The 15,722-nt window shown below is 65.6% G+C and carries 16 protein-coding genes and 1 rRNA gene; 4 read left to right on the forward strand and 13 right to left on the reverse strand.

Annotated features, from left to right (window positions below):
* Positions 1-4: 4 nt before the first annotated feature.
* The 6 genes from ACM6LU_RS24995 to ACM6LU_RS25020 all read right to left on the reverse strand — a co-directional run bounded on the left by ACM6LU_RS24995 (position 5) and on the right by ACM6LU_RS25020 (position 4,535).
* A complete protein-coding gene (locus ACM6LU_RS24995) occupies positions 5-184 on the reverse strand; it encodes a hypothetical protein (RefSeq protein WP_414940179.1) in 180 nt (59 codons plus the stop codon).
* Positions 181-1,050: a class I SAM-dependent methyltransferase gene (locus ACM6LU_RS25000; RefSeq protein WP_414940180.1), complete on the reverse strand. Its 870-nt coding sequence runs from the start codon at positions 1,048-1,050 to the stop codon at positions 181-183. The genes ACM6LU_RS24995 and ACM6LU_RS25000 overlap by 4 nt, the downstream gene beginning before the upstream one ends.
* Positions 1,051-1,154: 104 nt before the next feature.
* A complete protein-coding gene (locus tag ACM6LU_RS25005) occupies positions 1,155-1,412 on the reverse strand; it encodes a hypothetical protein (RefSeq protein WP_414940181.1) in 258 nt (85 codons plus the stop codon).
* Positions 1,409-1,792 carry a WhiB family transcriptional regulator gene (locus ACM6LU_RS25010; RefSeq protein ID WP_414940182.1) on the reverse strand — a complete coding sequence of 128 codons (384 nt, stop codon included), beginning with the start codon at positions 1,790-1,792 and terminating at the stop codon, positions 1,409-1,411. The genes ACM6LU_RS25005 and ACM6LU_RS25010 overlap by 4 nt, the downstream gene beginning before the upstream one ends.
* A gap of 167 nt (positions 1,793-1,959) precedes the next feature.
* Positions 1,960-2,229, reverse strand: coding sequence for a hypothetical protein (locus ACM6LU_RS25015; protein ID WP_414940183.1), 270 nt, complete (start codon positions 2,227-2,229; stop codon positions 1,960-1,962).
* Positions 2,230-2,447: 218 nt separating this feature from the next.
* Positions 2,448-4,535, reverse strand: coding sequence for an ATP-dependent DNA helicase UvrD2 (locus ACM6LU_RS25020; protein WP_414940184.1), 2,088 nt, complete (start codon positions 4,533-4,535; stop codon positions 2,448-2,450).
* Between the two features lie 63 nt (positions 4,536-4,598).
* Here ACM6LU_RS25020 and ACM6LU_RS25025 point away from each other — a divergent pair, with 63 nt between their 5' ends.
* Positions 4,599-5,327 carry a DUF4191 domain-containing protein gene (locus ACM6LU_RS25025; protein WP_016331624.1) on the forward strand — a complete coding sequence of 243 codons (729 nt, stop codon included), beginning with the start codon at positions 4,599-4,601 and terminating at the stop codon, positions 5,325-5,327.
* A 411-nt stretch (positions 5,328-5,738) separates the two neighbouring features.
* Positions 5,739-6,386 (forward strand): hypothetical protein, encoded by a 648-nt coding sequence (locus tag ACM6LU_RS25030; protein ID WP_414940185.1) that lies wholly within the window; start codon positions 5,739-5,741, stop codon positions 6,384-6,386.
* 51 nt (positions 6,387-6,437) lie between these two features.
* On the opposite strand, the gene ACM6LU_RS25035 is transcribed toward ACM6LU_RS25030, so the two are convergent.
* Positions 6,438-6,923, reverse strand: a complete 486-nt coding sequence (locus tag ACM6LU_RS25035) for an RDD family protein (protein ID WP_414940186.1) — start codon at positions 6,921-6,923, stop codon at positions 6,438-6,440.
* Positions 6,924-7,094: 171 nt separating this feature from the next.
* On the opposite strand from ACM6LU_RS25035, the gene glnA reads away from it, so the two are divergent.
* The gene (glnA, locus tag ACM6LU_RS25040; protein ID WP_414940187.1) at positions 7,095-8,519 is read left to right on the forward strand and encodes a type I glutamate--ammonia ligase; all 1,425 of its coding nucleotides are present in this window, start codon (positions 7,095-7,097) and stop codon (positions 8,517-8,519) included.
* Positions 8,520-8,606: 87 nt separating this feature from the next.
* On the opposite strand, the gene ACM6LU_RS25045 is transcribed toward glnA, so the two are convergent.
* The 5 genes from ACM6LU_RS25045 to ACM6LU_RS25065 all read right to left on the reverse strand — a co-directional run bounded on the left by ACM6LU_RS25045 (position 8,607) and on the right by ACM6LU_RS25065 (position 14,769).
* Positions 8,607-9,041: an acyl-CoA thioesterase gene (locus ACM6LU_RS25045; RefSeq protein WP_414940188.1), complete on the reverse strand. Its 435-nt coding sequence runs from the start codon at positions 9,039-9,041 to the stop codon at positions 8,607-8,609.
* Positions 9,042-9,161: 120 nt separating this feature from the next.
* On the reverse strand, positions 9,162-12,143 hold the full coding sequence (locus ACM6LU_RS25050; RefSeq protein ID WP_414940189.1) for a bifunctional [glutamine synthetase] adenylyltransferase/[glutamine synthetase]-adenylyl-L-tyrosine phosphorylase: 2,982 nt from the start codon (positions 12,141-12,143) through the stop codon (positions 9,162-9,164).
* Between the two features lie 108 nt (positions 12,144-12,251).
* Positions 12,252-13,370 carry an inorganic phosphate transporter gene (locus tag ACM6LU_RS25055; protein WP_414940190.1) on the reverse strand — a complete coding sequence of 373 codons (1,119 nt, stop codon included), beginning with the start codon at positions 13,368-13,370 and terminating at the stop codon, positions 12,252-12,254.
* Between the two features lie 105 nt (positions 13,371-13,475).
* Positions 13,476-14,231 carry a type 1 glutamine amidotransferase gene (locus tag ACM6LU_RS25060; protein WP_414940191.1) on the reverse strand — a complete coding sequence of 252 codons (756 nt, stop codon included), beginning with the start codon at positions 14,229-14,231 and terminating at the stop codon, positions 13,476-13,478.
* 85 nt (positions 14,232-14,316) lie between these two features.
* Positions 14,317-14,769: a rhodanese-like domain-containing protein gene (locus ACM6LU_RS25065; protein WP_414940192.1), complete on the reverse strand. Its 453-nt coding sequence runs from the start codon at positions 14,767-14,769 to the stop codon at positions 14,317-14,319.
* A 108-nt stretch (positions 14,770-14,877) separates the two neighbouring features.
* Here ACM6LU_RS25065 and ACM6LU_RS25070 point away from each other — a divergent pair, with 108 nt between their 5' ends.
* The gene (locus ACM6LU_RS25070) at positions 14,878-15,324 is read left to right on the forward strand and encodes an Lrp/AsnC family transcriptional regulator (protein WP_414940193.1); all 447 of its coding nucleotides are present in this window, start codon (positions 14,878-14,880) and stop codon (positions 15,322-15,324) included.
* A 135-nt stretch (positions 15,325-15,459) separates the two neighbouring features.
* Here the strand turns inward: ACM6LU_RS25070 and rrf are convergent.
* Positions 15,460-15,576 (reverse strand): 5S ribosomal RNA (rrf, locus tag ACM6LU_RS25075).
* Positions 15,577-15,722 lie beyond the last annotated feature (146 nt).

Consider the following 15,722-nt stretch of genomic DNA (forward strand, 5'->3'; position numbering starts at 1 on the left):
CGGCTCACCAGTATTCGTCCGGCAGCTTTCCCTCGATGTCGCGGGTGTGGCGGCGGGCGCAGGTAGGGCACATCCAGCGCACGGTGTTCTTCTCGCGGGTGGTAACCCAGGCGAGCGTCTGCGCGGGCTTCTCGTCGGCGCCACGGATCCGGCCGCACAACGAGCAGCCGACCTGGTCGCTCACGACCGCCGTCCACAATGGATCGTCTTCGCCCCCTGCAGGAACAGATCCTGGCGCGCGCCGAGGAAGGCGGGGCTCGCCGGATCCACCAAGGCGGCCGCGGTCTCGTGATCGTCGCTGCTCAGGAGGTCGCCTGCCACCTTGGCCAGCCAGGTCACCCGCTCCATGACGAACTCGCGCAGCAGCTCCGGCCCAGGCGCCGGGTGGTGAATGAGCACCCCGAAGGAATCGACGTCGTCGAGACCTGCTCGCTGGAGCGCGACGTTCCAGCCGTACGGCATGGAGACGGAGCCGGGAATACCCGCCCGCATCTCGGCGAACCACTCGCCTCGGGCGGCGAGCAGTCGCTCCTCGAGCCCTGGGCGGCCGATACCGAGGTCCCAGGGAAGACAGGTGAAGTCCAGGCCGCCCTCGGAGATGGCGACCAGCCCATCGGGACGCGCGAGCCGGGCGAGGGTGTCGATGGCCGCCTGCTGATCGGGCAGGTGGTGAACCACGCGTGAAGCCCAGACCAGATCGGCCGGAGGAAGGCGGGCAGGCAGCCCGTCGTCGGCCACGTCGGCGTGAACCGTCTCGACGGTGGCCCTGTCCTCCGCGGCCGCGCTGACGACCCGGCGTGCTTCGGCCAGCAGGTGCTCGGTCGCGTCGACCAACACGATCCTGGCGCCGGCGGAGGCAAGCTCCTTGGCGAAGAGCACGCTCATCCCGCCCACACCGCAGCCGACGTCGAGGATGGTCGGTCCTTCCGGCATGCCTTCCAGCAACCGGCGGGCCACCACCCGCGTCGACCCGGCGTCGAGCGCTTCGGCCATGCGAAGCGATCGAAGCCGATCCGCCCAGTCGATGTCGTCGTGCGTGTGTACGGCCATTACCCCAGTGAACACCACGCCGATCCGCACCACGCCCCAAAGGGGGAGCGGGGGACCTTTGCTATCGCCGCGCGATAGCAAAGGTCCCCCGCTCCCCCAAGTGGTCAGGCCTGAAGGCGCTCGGCTCGCCGCGTCGCCCAGCGGGCGACCCTGGTCCACCTGCGTACGGCGCGTGGGCCGCTTCGAGCCCGCTGGGCGCGGACTCCCTCCTCGAGTTCTCGTATTCGGGCTCTGGACAGTTCTTCATAAAGCAACATTTCGCTGGTCTCCTCGACCTTGATCTCGTTCGCTTTGGCCGGCGCGAGAGTCCGGTTACCGGTTCGCGCTTCGTAATCCCTGGTGGTGATGGGTTCGACGGTCATGCCGCTGCGCTCCGCTCGACCTTGCGCACGACGGGACGAGCCTCGACGACAGGCTCGACGACCGGGTTCTTCCGGGGGCGGCCACGAGGCCGCTTCCGCGCGACGACAACGCCGCGCTCGAAGATCTCGCCACCCCAGACGCCCCACGGCTCACGCCGTGATAGGGCGCCCGCGAGGCAGGCCGAACGGACCGGGCAGTCCGCACAGAACGCCTTCGCGCGCTCGAGCTCTGCCGGCGACTCGGCGAACCAAAGGTCCGCGTCGCCCGAACGGCAGGGAAGCATCGACTCAGGCGAGTCGATGGCGTCGAGCAGGTCGACGACGCCGGCGTCGGCGAAGGGCAGGGCCTCCTCCGGCGCGAAAGCTACGGCCGATGACATAAGTGCACTCCTCTGTTCCGTGACGGATTGCTTACTGGCGGTGGAACTGGACAACGCTGAACCCCAATTAGGTTGTGCAGCCAACTTGTTTGTGCAGCAAAAAACACGAAGGCCGCGGATCCGGTAACCGGTTCCGCGGCCTTCGTGAGCCTCTAGTCCTGACTAGGTCAGGAACTTCGCTCCCGTATGGACAACGGAACACGGAACTGCTTCTTGATGACCGGCAGATCGACGCCACCATTCACGTACGCTCCAACGAAGGCAGCGGCGTGCGTGAAGGTTTCATCGACGGCGATCCGGCTCAGGTCGACGTGCTGGACGCCGCGGGCGGCAAGGATGCTCACGGGCATCAAGGTGCCTTCGCGCTGAGCCTGCGGGACTTCCGCAACGCAAGACAGACGGGTGCCGGGGTTCGTGAGCATCATCTTGATCGTCATTTCACCGGCACCGCCTTTCTCTGTCGCGCGCGAACCGTCCCGCGGTCTACGCTGTGTTGTAGAAGTTCTTCCCCATCCCAGACGCTTCCCGCGCCCGGTACCTGCAGATTATTGCCCTTGACCATACCGGGGCAACTTATTTTTCAGAAAAACCGTCGAAGCTACGAAGATCAGCTCTGAGCAGCGGGTTCGCCGCGTGGATCAAGCCTGGGACGCGGTCAAGACTCCACCGAAGCCCGCACGACGTCGAGAACCTCCGCTCCGAAGCGTTCGAGCTTCGTCGCGCCGATCCCGGAGATGGCGCACAACGCTGTGTCATCGGTCGGCCGCTGCTCGGCGATGGCGACCAGTGTCGCGTCCGTGAAGACGACGAAGGCCGGCACCTTGAGCTCACGTGAACGTTCCCCTCGCCAGGACCTCAGCTTCTCGAGCAGCTGCTCATCCACATTGGACGGGCAACGAGAACAGCGTCCCAGCTTGATGTCCAGGGTCTCCAGCAGCGGACCGCCGCACACCCGGCATCGTGCCTTGGTGCCGGACTGCTTCGGCTGCTGCGATCGGGCGACCCGCGCCGCCGGGTGGTCTTCGGGGATCAAGCCATAAAGGAAGCGGCTGCGTCGCCGGTTTCGGCGGTTCCCCGACGTCCTGGCCAAGGCCCACGACAGCGAAAGGTGCTCTCGTGCTCGAGTGACACCGACGTAGAAGAGACGGCGCTCTTCCTCGATGGCGGCGTCGTCACCATCCGCGTGGAGGATCGGCACGGTCCCCTCGGCGAGCCCTACAAGGAACACGGCGTCCCATTCGAGCCCCTTCGCCGCGTGCAGCGAGGCCAAGGTGATGCCCTCCACCGTCGGCGGATGTTGCGCGGTCGCCCGCTGTTCGAGATCTGCCACGAATCGGGGCAGATCCGCGCCGTCGACGGTGGAAGCCAGCTCCTCGGCCAGCTCGACGATCGACAGGAGCGCGTCCCACCGCTCTTTCGCCGCGCCTCCGGCCGGAGGCTGGTCAGTGAGCCCTACCTTCGCGAGCACGGAACGAACCCTGGTCACCAGCTCGCCGGTGTCAGCGTCGGTCGATGCCATCCGCAGCGCGGACATCGCCTGCCGGACCTCGGCCCTGGCGAAGAACCGTTCGCCACCACGGACGAGGTACGGGATACTCACCTCTGCCAACGCCTGCTCGTAGGCCTCTGACTGGGCGTTGACGCGGTAGAGCACCGCGATTTCGCTGGCCGCCACTCCGCCGTCGAGCAGATCCCGGATCCTGCGTGCGACAGCGGCGGCCTCGGCAGTCTCGTCGTCGTACTCGGCGAAACGCGGGGCGGGCCCCGAAGGACGCTGGCCGACGAGCTTCAGCCTCGACCCCGCGGGACGGCCACGCGCCGCACCGATCACCTGATTGGCGAGAGCGACGACCTCCGGAGTCGAACGGTAGTCCCGCTCGAGCCTCACGACCGTCGCCTCGGGGAACCTCCGCGTGAACTCCAGCAACGGACGAGGAGAGGCGCCACCGAACGAATAGATGGTCTGGTTGGCATCGCCGACCACGGTCAAGTCGTCACGGCCACCGAGCCACGCATCGAGCAACCGCTGCTGCAGCGGGGTGACGTCCTGGTACTCGTCGACGACAAAGCAGCGGTAACGCTCACGGAACTCCTGGGCCACCACCGTGTGCTCCTCGAGAACGGCGGTGGTGTGCAGGAGGAGGTCGTCGAAGTCGAGGACTTGCGCGGCGTTCTTGACCTTCTCGTAGTTGCGATAGACCTCCGCGACCTGCGACGCGGGTGCGGGTGTGTCCCGCTGCGTGCGCGCGGCGACGGCCGGATAGTCGTCCGGCGATACCAAAGAGGCCTTGCTCCACTCGATCTCACCGGCGAGGTCACGCAGGAGTTCCGTCTCGGTGCCGAGACCGGCCTTGTTGGCGGCTTGGCTGACGTAGCGGAACTTGTTCTCGAGCAGCTCCCATGGCCGATCCCCGACGACCTGGGGCCAGAAATACCGGAGTTGGCGCCGAGCGGCGGCATGGAAAGTGAGCGCCTGGGCGGCGTCGACACCCAGCCCCCGAAGACGCGCGCGCATCTCACCCGCGGCGCGGGTCGTGAAGGTGACTGCGAGGACCTGACCAGCGGCGACGTGCCCGGAACGGACAAGGTGGGCGATGCGGTGCGTGATCGTCCGCGTCTTGCCGGTTCCCGCTCCCGCGAGGACACAGACCGGCCCCCTCGGCGCGCAGGCGGCGGCGCGTTGCTCGGGATCGAGCCCATCGAGCAGGCCTGGACGACTCTTCGGGGACGATGCGCTAGCCACACTCCGATCCTCGCAGAGGGCCCGACGGGATCGGCACAGGGCACGCGGCCGTATCCTGGTCACATGGCGGGAAAGCAGGACAAGGAAGCAGCGAAGCTGGCCAAGAAGGAGAAGCGCGCCGCGAGCAAGGCTCGCCGTGGGCAGATCTTCGAAGCCTTCAAGATGCAGCGCAAGGAAGACAAGGCGCTCATCCCCTGGATGGTCGGATCGCTCCTGGTCATCACCGGTGTCGTGTTCGGCATCGGGTTCATCTTCGACGTCCACTGGGTAGTGCTGCCCCTGGGCATCCTGCTTGGCGCACTCGCCGCTGTGATCATCTTCGGCAGGCGGGTCCAGAAGACCGTGTACTCGAAGGCCGACGGGCAGCCGGGTGCCGCGGCCTGGGCACTCGAGAACATGCGAGGCCGCTGGAAGGTGACGCCGACCGTGGCGGCCACGACCCAGCTCGACGCTGTGCACCGCGTGCTCGGTGGCCCGGGTGTCGTGCTCGTCGCCGAAGGCGCGCCGCACCGCGTGAAGTCCCTGCTCGCGCAGGAGAAGAAGCGGGTGTCCCGCTTGATCGGTGAGACCCCGATCTACAACGTGATCATCGGGAACGAAGAGCAGCAGGTGCCGCTGAAGAAGCTGCAGGGCTACCTCATGAAGCTCCCGCGCAATCTCAAGCCCGCCCAGGTCGACGCGCTGGAAGCGAAGCTGGCCGCCCTCGGTAGCCGGGGCGCCGCGATGCCCAAGGGCCCGATGCCTGCCGGCGCGAAGATGCGCAACGTCCAGCGCACCATCCGCCGCCGCTGACCAAACGAGAAGCAGGGGTCCTTTACTACCGCCGCGAGCGACAGTAAAGGACCCCTGATCCGTCTCCGGACGAAAACTGTCGGTGGGTGGTCGCATGATCACTGTGTGGACGGAACCTCGAGCGTCTGGCAGAAGACGCTGGCAGCGATGTTCCCGGACGGCGTGGCCGCCCGGGCGAAACTTGTCGCCCTGGGGCACTCCCACTCCTCGATCTCTCGACGGTGCCGCGAAGGCGGCCCCTGGCGACGTCCGATTCCCGGCGTCATTCTTCTGACCAACGCCACGCCGACCAGGCATCAACTTTTGAAGGTCGCATTGACCCACGCGGGCCCGGACGCAATGCTCACCGGAGTCCAGGCGGCCCGGTTGCACGGAGTCCGAAGACTTCCGCCGGAAAGACGGGCTCACACCTTGATCCCCCACCGGAGCAAGGTCGCCACCTGGGGATTCGCCGTCGTCGAACGAACGATCCACCTGCCGGAACCGGGGGAGATCGACGGACTGCCGGTCGCTCCGCTCGCCAGGGCTTTGATCGACGCGGCTCGGCGTATGGACGAACTCCAGGCCGTGCGGGGGATGATTTACGACGCGGTCCATCGCGGACTCTGCACGCCAGAGGAACTACGAGAGGAGCTGGCGCAGGCAAGCACGATCGGCTCGGCACTCCCTCGAATCGTTGTCGGCGCCCTCCAGGACGGCGTCGACTCCGCCGTCGAGCAGTGGCTGGAGACCGTACTCGAGCGCAGCGGCTTGCCCAGGCCAACGCGGAAAGCCGTGCTGCGGACTTCGGGCGGGCAGGTCATTGGTGTCGCCGACGCCTGGTGGTCGAAGGTCGGCGTCGCCATGCAGATCCGTTACGACGAAGTCGCTCTCGAACCGGACAACCCATCGGAGACAGCCGCTTTGGCCGCCGCCGGTCTCATCGTCGTCCAGGTAAGTCCGGCACGACTCCGAGACCAGCCGCTGGTAGTGATCCAGGAGCTGCGAGCTGCTCACCGGCGGGCTCAGCAACGACCGCCCCCGAAGCTCGGCAGCGATCCTGCGGCGCCGGCCGCCTGACACAGCCGTCGCCCGGGGGAGAGCAAAGGTCCCTTGCTCCCCCAGCCGAGGTCATCGCATGCGGATCACGACGGTTCCGGTCAGCCGGTCAAGCCAGCTTCGGCCGTCGATGTTGCGGAACGCGGCCGGGAGGATTACGAAGGTCAGTGCCGCTCGCACGACGGCACGCCACGCTCCGACCATTTGCCCGCCGTCGAGCCTGGCGACACGGATTCCGACCGCTGCCATCCCGGGCGTGAAGCCGAAGAAGGTCGCGGGAATGACCGTGATGACCGCCCAGACGCCTACCGACCAGAGGTTGAACGTCTGCATGACGGCCGGATCCTGAAGGCTTGGCTTCACGAAGAGGGCGGTAACCAATGATGCGAGGACCAGATCGATGATCAACCCGAGGAGACGTGGCCCGCCACTTGCCACCGAGCCGACACCCGATCGAGGCAAGCCGAGTCGCTCACCACGCCACCGCTGCGTACCCTCGCCACCGGCTGTCGTTCCGTCCCCGGCTCCGGGCAGCCATTCTCCGGTCCATCTCGCCACCCATCCAGGGTATGCCGGTGGCGCGGGACACATTCGCCCTGGTCGACTACCGATATCGCCGCCCCGTTAACACCGGCGAAACATATGGGTGACGGTCGGGCAACACCGCGCTCTTAGCGTGAGCCGAAGAGAGTACTGCCGCCGGCAACGAACGAGAAGGAGTCACCGAGGGTGCCCACTACTCCAGACGACATTCAGCGCCTTATCGCCGACGAGAACGTAGAGGTCGTCGACGTCAGGTTCTGCGACCTGCCCGGCGTTATGCAGCACTTCACCGTTCCGGCGAAGGCGTTCAACGAAGAAGCCTATGAAGAAGGCCTAGCCTTCGACGGCTCCTCGGTGCGTGGTTTCCAGTCCATCCACGAATCCGACATGCTGCTCCTCCCGGACCCCGAGACTGCGCGTATCGACCCGTTCCGCAAGGCGAAGACGCTCTCGCTGAACTTCTTCGTGCACGACCCGTTCACTCGTGAAGCGTACAGCCGCGACCCGCGCAACATCGCGCGCAAGGCCGAGCAGTACATCTCCGAGTACGGCGTCGCCGACAACGTGTTCTTCGGCCCGGAGGCCGAGTTCTACATCTTCGACTCGATCCGGTTCGACTCCGCCGAGCACGCCTCGTTCCACGAGATCGACTCCGTCGAGGGCTGGTGGAACACCGGTGCAGACGTACCGGGTGGCAACCAGGGTTACAAGACGAAGTTCAAGGGCGGCTACTTTCCTGTCCCGCCGGTCGACCACTTCGCCGACCTGCGTGACGAGATCGTCCGCAAGCTGCAGGGCTCCGGTTTCGAGATCGAGCGTGCGCACCACGAGGTGGGCACCGCCGGTCAGACCGAGATCAACTACAAGTTCAACACGCTGCTGCACGCTGCGGACGACCTGCAGCTGTTCAAGTACATCGTGAAGAACACCGTGTTCGCCGCCGGCAAGACCGCGACGTTCATGCCGAAGCCGCTCGCCGGTGACAACGGCTCGGGTATGCACTGCCACCAGTCGCTGTGGAAGGACGGCACGCCGCTGTTCCACGACGAGTCGGGGTACGCGGGGCTGTCCGACACCGCCCGCCACTACATCGGCGGCCTGCTCAGGCACGCGCCGAGCCTGCTGGCGTTCACCAACCCGACCGTCAACTCGTACCACCGGCTCGTGCCGGGCTTCGAGGCCCCGGTCAGCCTGGTGTACTCGCAGCGGAACCGGTCGGCTTGTGTCCGTATCCCCATCACGGGCAACAACCCGAAGGCCAAGCGCGCCGAGTTCCGGTGCCCGGACTCGTCCGGCAACCCTTACCTGGCGTTCTCGGCGATGATGATGGCCGGTCTCGACGGCATCAAGAACAAGATTGAGCCGCCGGAGCCCATCGACAAGGACCTCTACGAGCTCCCGCCGGAGGAGGCCCAGAACGTCAAGCTCGTTCCTGGCGACCTCGGCGCGGTTCTCGACACGCTGGAAGCGGACCACGACTACCTGCTCGAGGGTGGCGTGTTCACCCCCGACGTGATCGACACGTGGATCTCCTACAAGCGTGAGCACGAGATCGACCCGCTGCGGCTGCGCCCGCACCCGTACGAGTTCTCGTTGTATTACGACGTGTGATCGTGCGGTAGGAACACCAAGAGCACGCCGGTGGTGAGGTGCGGATACACCCTCACCACCGGCGTTTCTTTTGGTCCGGCAGGGCAACTACTCCGAGGTGGAGAGAACCTCCAGGTCAACACCCGCCCGCTCGATACGGCCGCGTGGGTCGTCCACCAGCTTGCGTCGTTCGAGATCCATCAGCCCCAGGGTGCACGTGATCTCCGCGGAGAGGGTCCCGTCTGCCTTGTAGATGTTCGAGTCCATGTGGAAGGTCTTGCCGGTGCCGAATTTGGCGTCACAAGTCACGTCGACGACATCGCCGGCCCGAAGCTCGCGCCGAAACACGATGTGAGACTCAAGCAGCACGAAGGCGAGATTCGCGTCTCGCATACCTGAATTGAGGCCACCGGCGAGCTCCATCAGCTCGAGTCTGGAGACCTCGCCGTACGAGTGGTAGACGGCATGGTTGAGATGGCCAAGAGTGTCCAGCTCGTAGTGGCGCACCTTGATCCGGGTGCGAAACGGCTCGCGCACAGTCACCGGTCCACTGTAAATGCCGCTCTCCGTCCGCGACGCCCAAGTGTGAGCAAGGGACCTTTGCTATCGCCTCGCCCACGCGCGGCAGGCGATAGCAAAGGTCCCTTGCTCACTTCCTGCAGGTCAGAGCGGTCGGTCCTGGTAGAAGAGCGTCTCCACCACAGCGTGAGCACGTCGCGTCGTCCGCCGGTAGGCGTCGAGGAACTCACCGGGATCGTCGTCGGCGGAGTAGCCGAGCACCCGTGCGACCGCGGCAAGATCCCGGCCGGAGCTGGGGATCTCATCGACGGCTTTACCCCTTACCAGCATCCCAGCGTTCCGGACGCGCGTTGCCAGAAGCCAGGCCTCGGTCAAGGATTCGATCTCGGCGGGTTCAGCTAGCCCTGCTTCCGCTGCGGCCCTCAGCGCTTCAATCGTCGATGTGGTCCGAAGCCCCGCGATTTCGTGCCCGTGGCGCAGTTGCATGAGTTGCACGGTCCACTCCACGTCCGCGAGTCCGCCACGGCCGAGTTTCGTATGCCGGGTCGGGTCGGCGCCCTTGGGCATCCGCTCCGTCTCCACTCGCGCCTTGATCCGCCTGATCTCGCGCACCCGAACCGCGTCGAGTCCCGCTTCGGGATATCGGATGGGATCGATCATCTCGATGAACCGCGCACCCAGATCGTCATCGCCGGCAATGAACCGGGCACGGAGCAGCGCCTGTGATTCCCAGACCTCGGCCCACCGTCCGTAGTAGCTGCGGTAGGACTCCAGCGTCCGCACCAACGGCCCGCTCCGTCCCTCAGGACGGAGGTCGGCGTCAACGACCAATGCCGGGTCGGTGCTAGGCGCGCCAAGCATCTTACGAACCGTCTCAGCGACCGAAGAAGCGAACTTCGCTGCTTCAGCGTCGGACACCCCCTCGTCCGGCTCGCATACGAAGAGAACGTCCGCATCGGAGCCATACCCGAGCTCGGCCCCACCAAGTCGGCCCATGCCGATGACAGCGATCTTCGCGGGCGTCCGGCCGAGTTCTGCCTGACGCTGACGATAAGCAGCGGCCAAGGCACCCTGCAAAACAGCGACCCACACACTCGACAACGCCTCGCAGACCGACGGGACGTCGAGTAATCCCAGCAGGTCGGCCGATGCGATCCTCAGCATCTCGTGCCGTCGCAGTGATCTCGCTGCGGTGACCGCGGCGTTCAACCCTGGCTGCCGGCGAACCGCGGCCCGCAGTGAAGTGGCCACTTCCGCGGAGGTGCGACCGGCCAGCCGCGCGGGGTCACCGAGCAGCTGCAGCACTTCCGGCGCTCTCGCCAGCAGATCAGGCACCAACCGCGACGTGCCCAGCAAGAAGGCAAGCCGCTCGACTACCGCGCCCTCGTCACGAAGAACCCTGAGGTACCACGGCGTTTCTTCGAGCGCCTCCGAGACCTTGCGATAGGACAGAAGTCCTCGGTCAGGATCCGGGGTGTCGGCGAGAAGATCCAGCAAGACCGGCAGCAGAGCCTGTTGAATGGCCGCTCGTCGAGACATTCCCGCGGTCAGCGCCTTGATGTGCTGTAGTGCTCCGTCCGGCGCGGCATAACCGAGCGCGGCGAGACGGCTCTCCGCTTGTTTCGTCGTCAGCCGCAGCGCTTCGGTCGGCACATTCGCGACGGACTGCAGCAGCGGCCGGTAGAAGAGCTTTTCGTGAAGACGTCGGATGCTCTGCAGGTGACGGCGGAACTCCGCCAGCAGAACATCTCCTTCGCTCTTGCCCCGGACGGGCCGCACTCCGCTCGCCCTCGCGATCGTTCGAAGCTCAGTGGCATCCGAAGCGGCGGGGAACAGATGTGTACGCCGTAACCGGCGAAGCTGGAGCCGATGCTCGATCGTCCGGAGGAACTCGTACGACGATCCGAGCTCCGCGGCATCCGTGCGGCCGACGTACCCACCTTCCCCCAGAGCGGCGAGCGCGTCCATCGTGGACGGAGAACGCAGCTCGGCATCGATTCGACCGTGCACCAGTTGCAGCAACTGCACGGCGAACTCGACGTCGCGAAGTCCTCCGCGGCCAAGCTTCAGCTCTCGTTCGGCGTGTGCGGACGGCACATGACCTTCGACGCGGCGCCGCATCTTCTGCACCTCGGGAACGAAATTCTCCCGATCGGCCGCCGCCCACACCTTCGGCGCGACCATCTCCGCGTACTGACGTCCGAGCTCGGCGTCGCCTGCGACTGGCCGCGCTTTCAGCAAGGCCTGGAACTCCCAGGTCTTGGCCCACTTCTGGTAGTAGGCGGCGTGTCCGTCGAGGGTGCGGACCAACGCGCCCGCCTTCCCCTCCGGACGCAACGCCGCGTCGACCTCGAAGCAGGCCTTGCCGACTACACGCATCATCGTGCTGGCCAGCCGCGTCGAGACCGAAAGATCTCCGTCACCGACAAAGATGACATCCACGTCACTCACATAGTTCAGCTCTCGACCGCCACATTTGCCCATCGCGATCACGGCCAGCCGACCTTCGACACCGGCTCCCACCTCTGACTCCGCGACCAGGAGCCCGACCGTTAGTGCGGCCTCGGCCAGCTTGGTGAGCTGAGCGCCGATCTCGGCATAGGGCGGCTGGTGGAGGCCGGGCTCGACGAGATGACCGAGGTCGGCCGCCGCGATTACGAGGAGCAGCTCGCGGTACCCGACGCGGAGGGCCTGCTCTGACTCGAGCCCGGTGAGCAGTTCGCCTTCCGGCCGCAAATGGTCAAGGAGGCGGCTCACGTACTGATCCGGCTCAGCGCTCTTCTCGACTTCGAGGGTCTTCCAACAGTCGGTATTGGCGACCAGGAAGTCCGCGAGCGCGCTCGAGGTGCCCAAAACACCGAGCACCCGGCCGCGAAAGGTTCGGTTCGTCCGCAGCGCCTGGTCGAGCGCGTTCCAGGCGGCGGGATCGGCTTCCCTGATCCGGTCGAGCCCGCTCAAGGCGAGATCGGGGTCCGCCGCACGGGAAAGCGCTGACAACACGTCGGCCGCAGAGCTGTCCGGGCCCGATTCGGTCCACCAACCGGCAGCACGCAGCTGCCCGTCGGCACGGGGGTCGGTGAAGCCGTATCTCGCCACGGAAGCGGTCGGCCTGGCGCGCTCAACCATCGGCTTCCACCGTAGTCGCCGTTCCGCCCTTGGCCAGATGGACGCGCAAGGAAGCAGGGGACCTTTGCTATCGCCGGGTCGAAGCGATAGCAAAGGTCCCCTGCTTCGCTAGGCGGCGATCCTGCCGACTTCCTGTTCAGGAACGGTCGGGGTGGGGGTGGTGAAGCTGCCGGCGGTGACTGGGCTCCGCCGCGAAAGCAGGTAGATTCCGATTCCGATCAACAGGCCCGTGACACCGACGGCGATGGTGCCGACGGTGCCCGTCGAAGTCACGAGACCGGCCGCGGCTCCAACGATGGCCGCCGCCGGAAGCGTGAACAGCCAGGCGATCACCATGCGGCCGGCCGTGCGCCAGCGGACCGGCGCCTCATGCCTTCCCACGCCGGATCCGACGATGCCACCGGAGCAGACGTGGGTCGTCGAAAGGGGAAAGCCGAAGCTCGTCGAGGCGAGGATGACAGCCGCCGAGCTGGTCTGTGCCGCGAAGCCCTGCGGACCATCGATGTCTGTCAGGCCTTTGCCCAGCGTATAGGTGATTCGCCAGCCGCCCAGGTACGTGCCGAGCGCCAACGCCAGCGCCGCGCTCACGATCACCCAGAGCGGCGGTCCGGCCCCGGCAGGAAGGGTGCCGGCGGTGATCATCGTCAGCGTGATGACACCCATGGTCTTCTGCGCGTCATTCGTGCCATGGGCGAGTGAGACGAGCGAAGCCGAGATGATCTGTCCAACGCGGAAACCGGCAGTACGGCCGCGGCGGACGAAGATCCGGTAGACAAAGTACGTCACGATCATCGCGACGAGGCCCGCCAGGACCGGCGACAGCGCAGCGGGAACGAGCACCTTCTCGACAATCTTTCCGAAGTGGACGGAGTCGGTTCCGGCCGACACCCACGTCGCGCCGATCAGGCCACCGAATAACGCGTGGGACGAACTGGACGGCAGGCCGACGAACCATGTGACCAGGTTCCAGACGATCGCCCCGACCAGGCCACCGAAGACGATCGCCGGTCCGATCTTGGTGTCATCGACCAGTCCATTCGAGATGGTCTTGGCTACTTCGACCGACAGGAACGCTCCGACCAGGTTCAGGACCGCGGAGATCGTCACCGCCACCTTGGGGCGCAGCGCCCCGGTGGCGATCGAGGTCGCCATCGAGTTTGCCGTGTCATGGAACCCGTTTGTGAAATCGAAAATCAGGGCCGTGACGACGACGAGCACGACCAACACTGAGGGCTCCACCCCGACCTCCGAACCCTTCGTAACTCCCTTCGCAAGGTACCTGACCACAAGACCAGAGCGTTAACAACCCATACGCACTTGAGACATGAGCCGTTAAGCCATCGGCAACGTACGTTGACGGTCCGCAGCTGGAGCGAGGTCGCCGGACACCAGCCGGACGAAGCGATGTGCGAACGGTCGCCAGGTTTCGGTGATATCGGCATGCACCCGGACGAGATTTTCCGGGGTCAGTGCGTCCGGCCGGGTGAGTTCCGCCAATTCCGGCGACTGCCTCGCCCAGTCGAGGACGATGTCCGGTGTCGTCTCGATATGAAACTGGACACCGTAGGCACAACGGTCGAATCGGAAGGCTTGGTGGGGATACCGCGGCGACGAAGCGAGAAGTTCAGCGCCCGCGGGAAGCCGACTGATGGCGTCGTTGTGGAACTGCAGAACATCCTGCATGAGCGGCAAGTCCGCGAAGAGCGGATCAGTCCAGGCTGCGTCCTTCTTGGACACCAGCCCCGGGCCGACCTCGGGTCCTTGATCGCCTGTCACGACGGCTCCGCCTAAGGCCGTCGCCAGGAGCTGACCGCCCAGGCAGATCGCGAGCGTCGGGACGCGTGCGCCGACCGCGTTCGCAAGAAGCTTGCGCACGTCCGTGAGCCACGGATGGGCGGCGTCATCATTCGCGCCCATCCCTCCGCCTAGGCACACGATACCCGCGTATCCATCAAGATCGGCGGGAAGACCCTGATCGGGCAGCGACCGGATGTCGAGTTCGGCCCCCGCCTCGGTGAGCCAGTCGCCGAGTGGGCCGATCGGATCTGATTCGTCTGGCTGGATGACGAGCAACTTGGGAGCGGTCACCACCCCAGCCTACGACCGTGGGTAGAGCAGGGGACCTTTGCTGTCGCTCGGGGAGGGCGATAGCAAAGGTCCCCTGCTCCCCCGGTCAGCAGGCGCAGCGTGGAGTGGGTGCGGAGGTGGAGGAGAGGTCGGGTGTGTCCCGGTCAACGGGGTAGCCGGCTGCTTGCCAGATGCTGATCCCACCGGACAGGCGTTTGACCTTGAAGCCGAATTCCGCGAGCTTCAGGGCACCCTTGGTCGCGGCGTTGCAGTGGATGCTCTCGCAGTAGCAGACGTAAACGGGATCGCGATCGAGCTGGCTGACCGACTCTGAGGTCATGTCCCGGTACGGGAGATTGATCGCGCCTGGGATGCGTGCCGATGCGAAAGCTTCGGAAGATCGGGTCTCGACGACCACGTAGTCGCGCTGAGCACCGGCGGTGAGATCGCGGAACAAGTCGTCGGGGTCCACGTCGAGGGCGAGTTCGGCGCGAAGGTGGATGGCCGCGGTCGCACTGTCGAGGGCCTGGAACGTCAGTACGCGGGGTTCGGTCGTCATGCCCCAATCCTGCTGATCGGTGATCATCCGGAACATTGGAGAATCCAGGTGTTACCGCCGGTTAGCCTGGAGATTCCTGGCAGGTGTGACGATCGACCTGGGAGTCCCGTGAACCTCGATGATCTCGACTGGCAGCTGCTCGAACTGCTCCAGTCCGACGGGCGGCTGACCTTCTCGGAGCTCGGCCGAAGGGTGTCGCTGTCCCCGCCCGCGGTGACCGAGCGGATCCGAAGGCTCGAAGAGAACGGGATCATCACCGGATACCGCGCCAGCGTCGATCTGACGAAGCTCGGGCTGCCCATCGAGGCGATGGTTCGAGCCAAAGTGCGGAGTCTGGACACCGCTCGCTTCCGGGAGACCATCCTCCCGCTTCCCCAGGTGCTCGACGCCGATCACGTCACGGGCGATGAGTGCTGGTTGGTGCGAGTCGCCTGCCGGGACACCGCGGAGTTGGAGGAGCTCGTAGAGCGGATGCAGCGTTATGGGGAGACGACGACTTCGCTGGTCTTCTCGTCACCGATCCGCCGGCGGGCGGTCGGTCGGCGAAGCAGCTGACCGACCACAGCGGTGAGAGCAAGGGACCTTTGCTATCACCGGGCGGGTGTGGGGACGTGAAAAAAGGGGGGCTCGGGCTCCGGGAGAACTCGTGGTTCTCGACCGGGGCCCGAGCCCCCCTTGTTTCTAAGGTTAGTCCGGCGGTGTCCTACTCTCCCACAACCCTTCGGTTGCAGTACCATCGGCGCTGTCAGGCTTAGCTTCCGGGTTCGGAATGGGACCGGGCGTTTCCCTGACGCTATAACCACCGAAACACTGTGAAACACCCACACACCTGTGTGTGGTGGTGTGGTGTTTCAGAGCTGTAGAGTGGATGCGTAACATCTTTGTGGGCAAGTCCTCGGCCTATTAGTACCAGTCAACTCGATAACACATTACTGTGCTTCCATTTCTGGCCT

This window comes from Amycolatopsis sp. cmx-11-51 (assembly GCF_047608665.1).
Classification (GTDB): Bacteria; Actinomycetota; Actinomycetes; order Mycobacteriales; family Pseudonocardiaceae; genus Amycolatopsis.

What these genes read in the sequence shown, in the direction of transcription:
- ACM6LU_RS25000 (WP_414940180.1), bottom strand. Translation starts at nt 1,050, where the DNA reads ATGGCCGTACACACGCACGACGACATCGACTGGGCGGATCGGCTTCGA.
- ACM6LU_RS25005 (WP_414940181.1), bottom strand. Translation starts at nt 1,412, where the DNA reads ATGACCGTCGAACCCATCACCACCAGGGATTACGAAGCGCGAACCGGT.
- ACM6LU_RS25010 (WP_414940182.1), bottom strand. Translation starts at nt 1,792, where the DNA reads ATGTCATCGGCCGTAGCTTTCGCGCCGGAGGAGGCCCTGCCCTTCGCC.
- ACM6LU_RS25015 (WP_414940183.1), bottom strand. Translation starts at nt 2,229, where the DNA reads ATGACGATCAAGATGATGCTCACGAACCCCGGCACCCGTCTGTCTTGC.
- ACM6LU_RS25025 (WP_016331624.1), top strand. Translation starts at nt 4,599, where the DNA reads ATGGCGGGAAAGCAGGACAAGGAAGCAGCGAAGCTGGCCAAGAAGGAG.
- ACM6LU_RS25050 (WP_414940189.1), bottom strand. Translation starts at nt 12,143, where the DNA reads ATGGTTGAGCGCGCCAGGCCGACCGCTTCCGTGGCGAGATACGGCTTC.
- ACM6LU_RS25065 (WP_414940192.1), bottom strand. Translation starts at nt 14,769, where the DNA reads ATGACGACCGAACCCCGCGTACTGACGTTCCAGGCCCTCGACAGTGCG.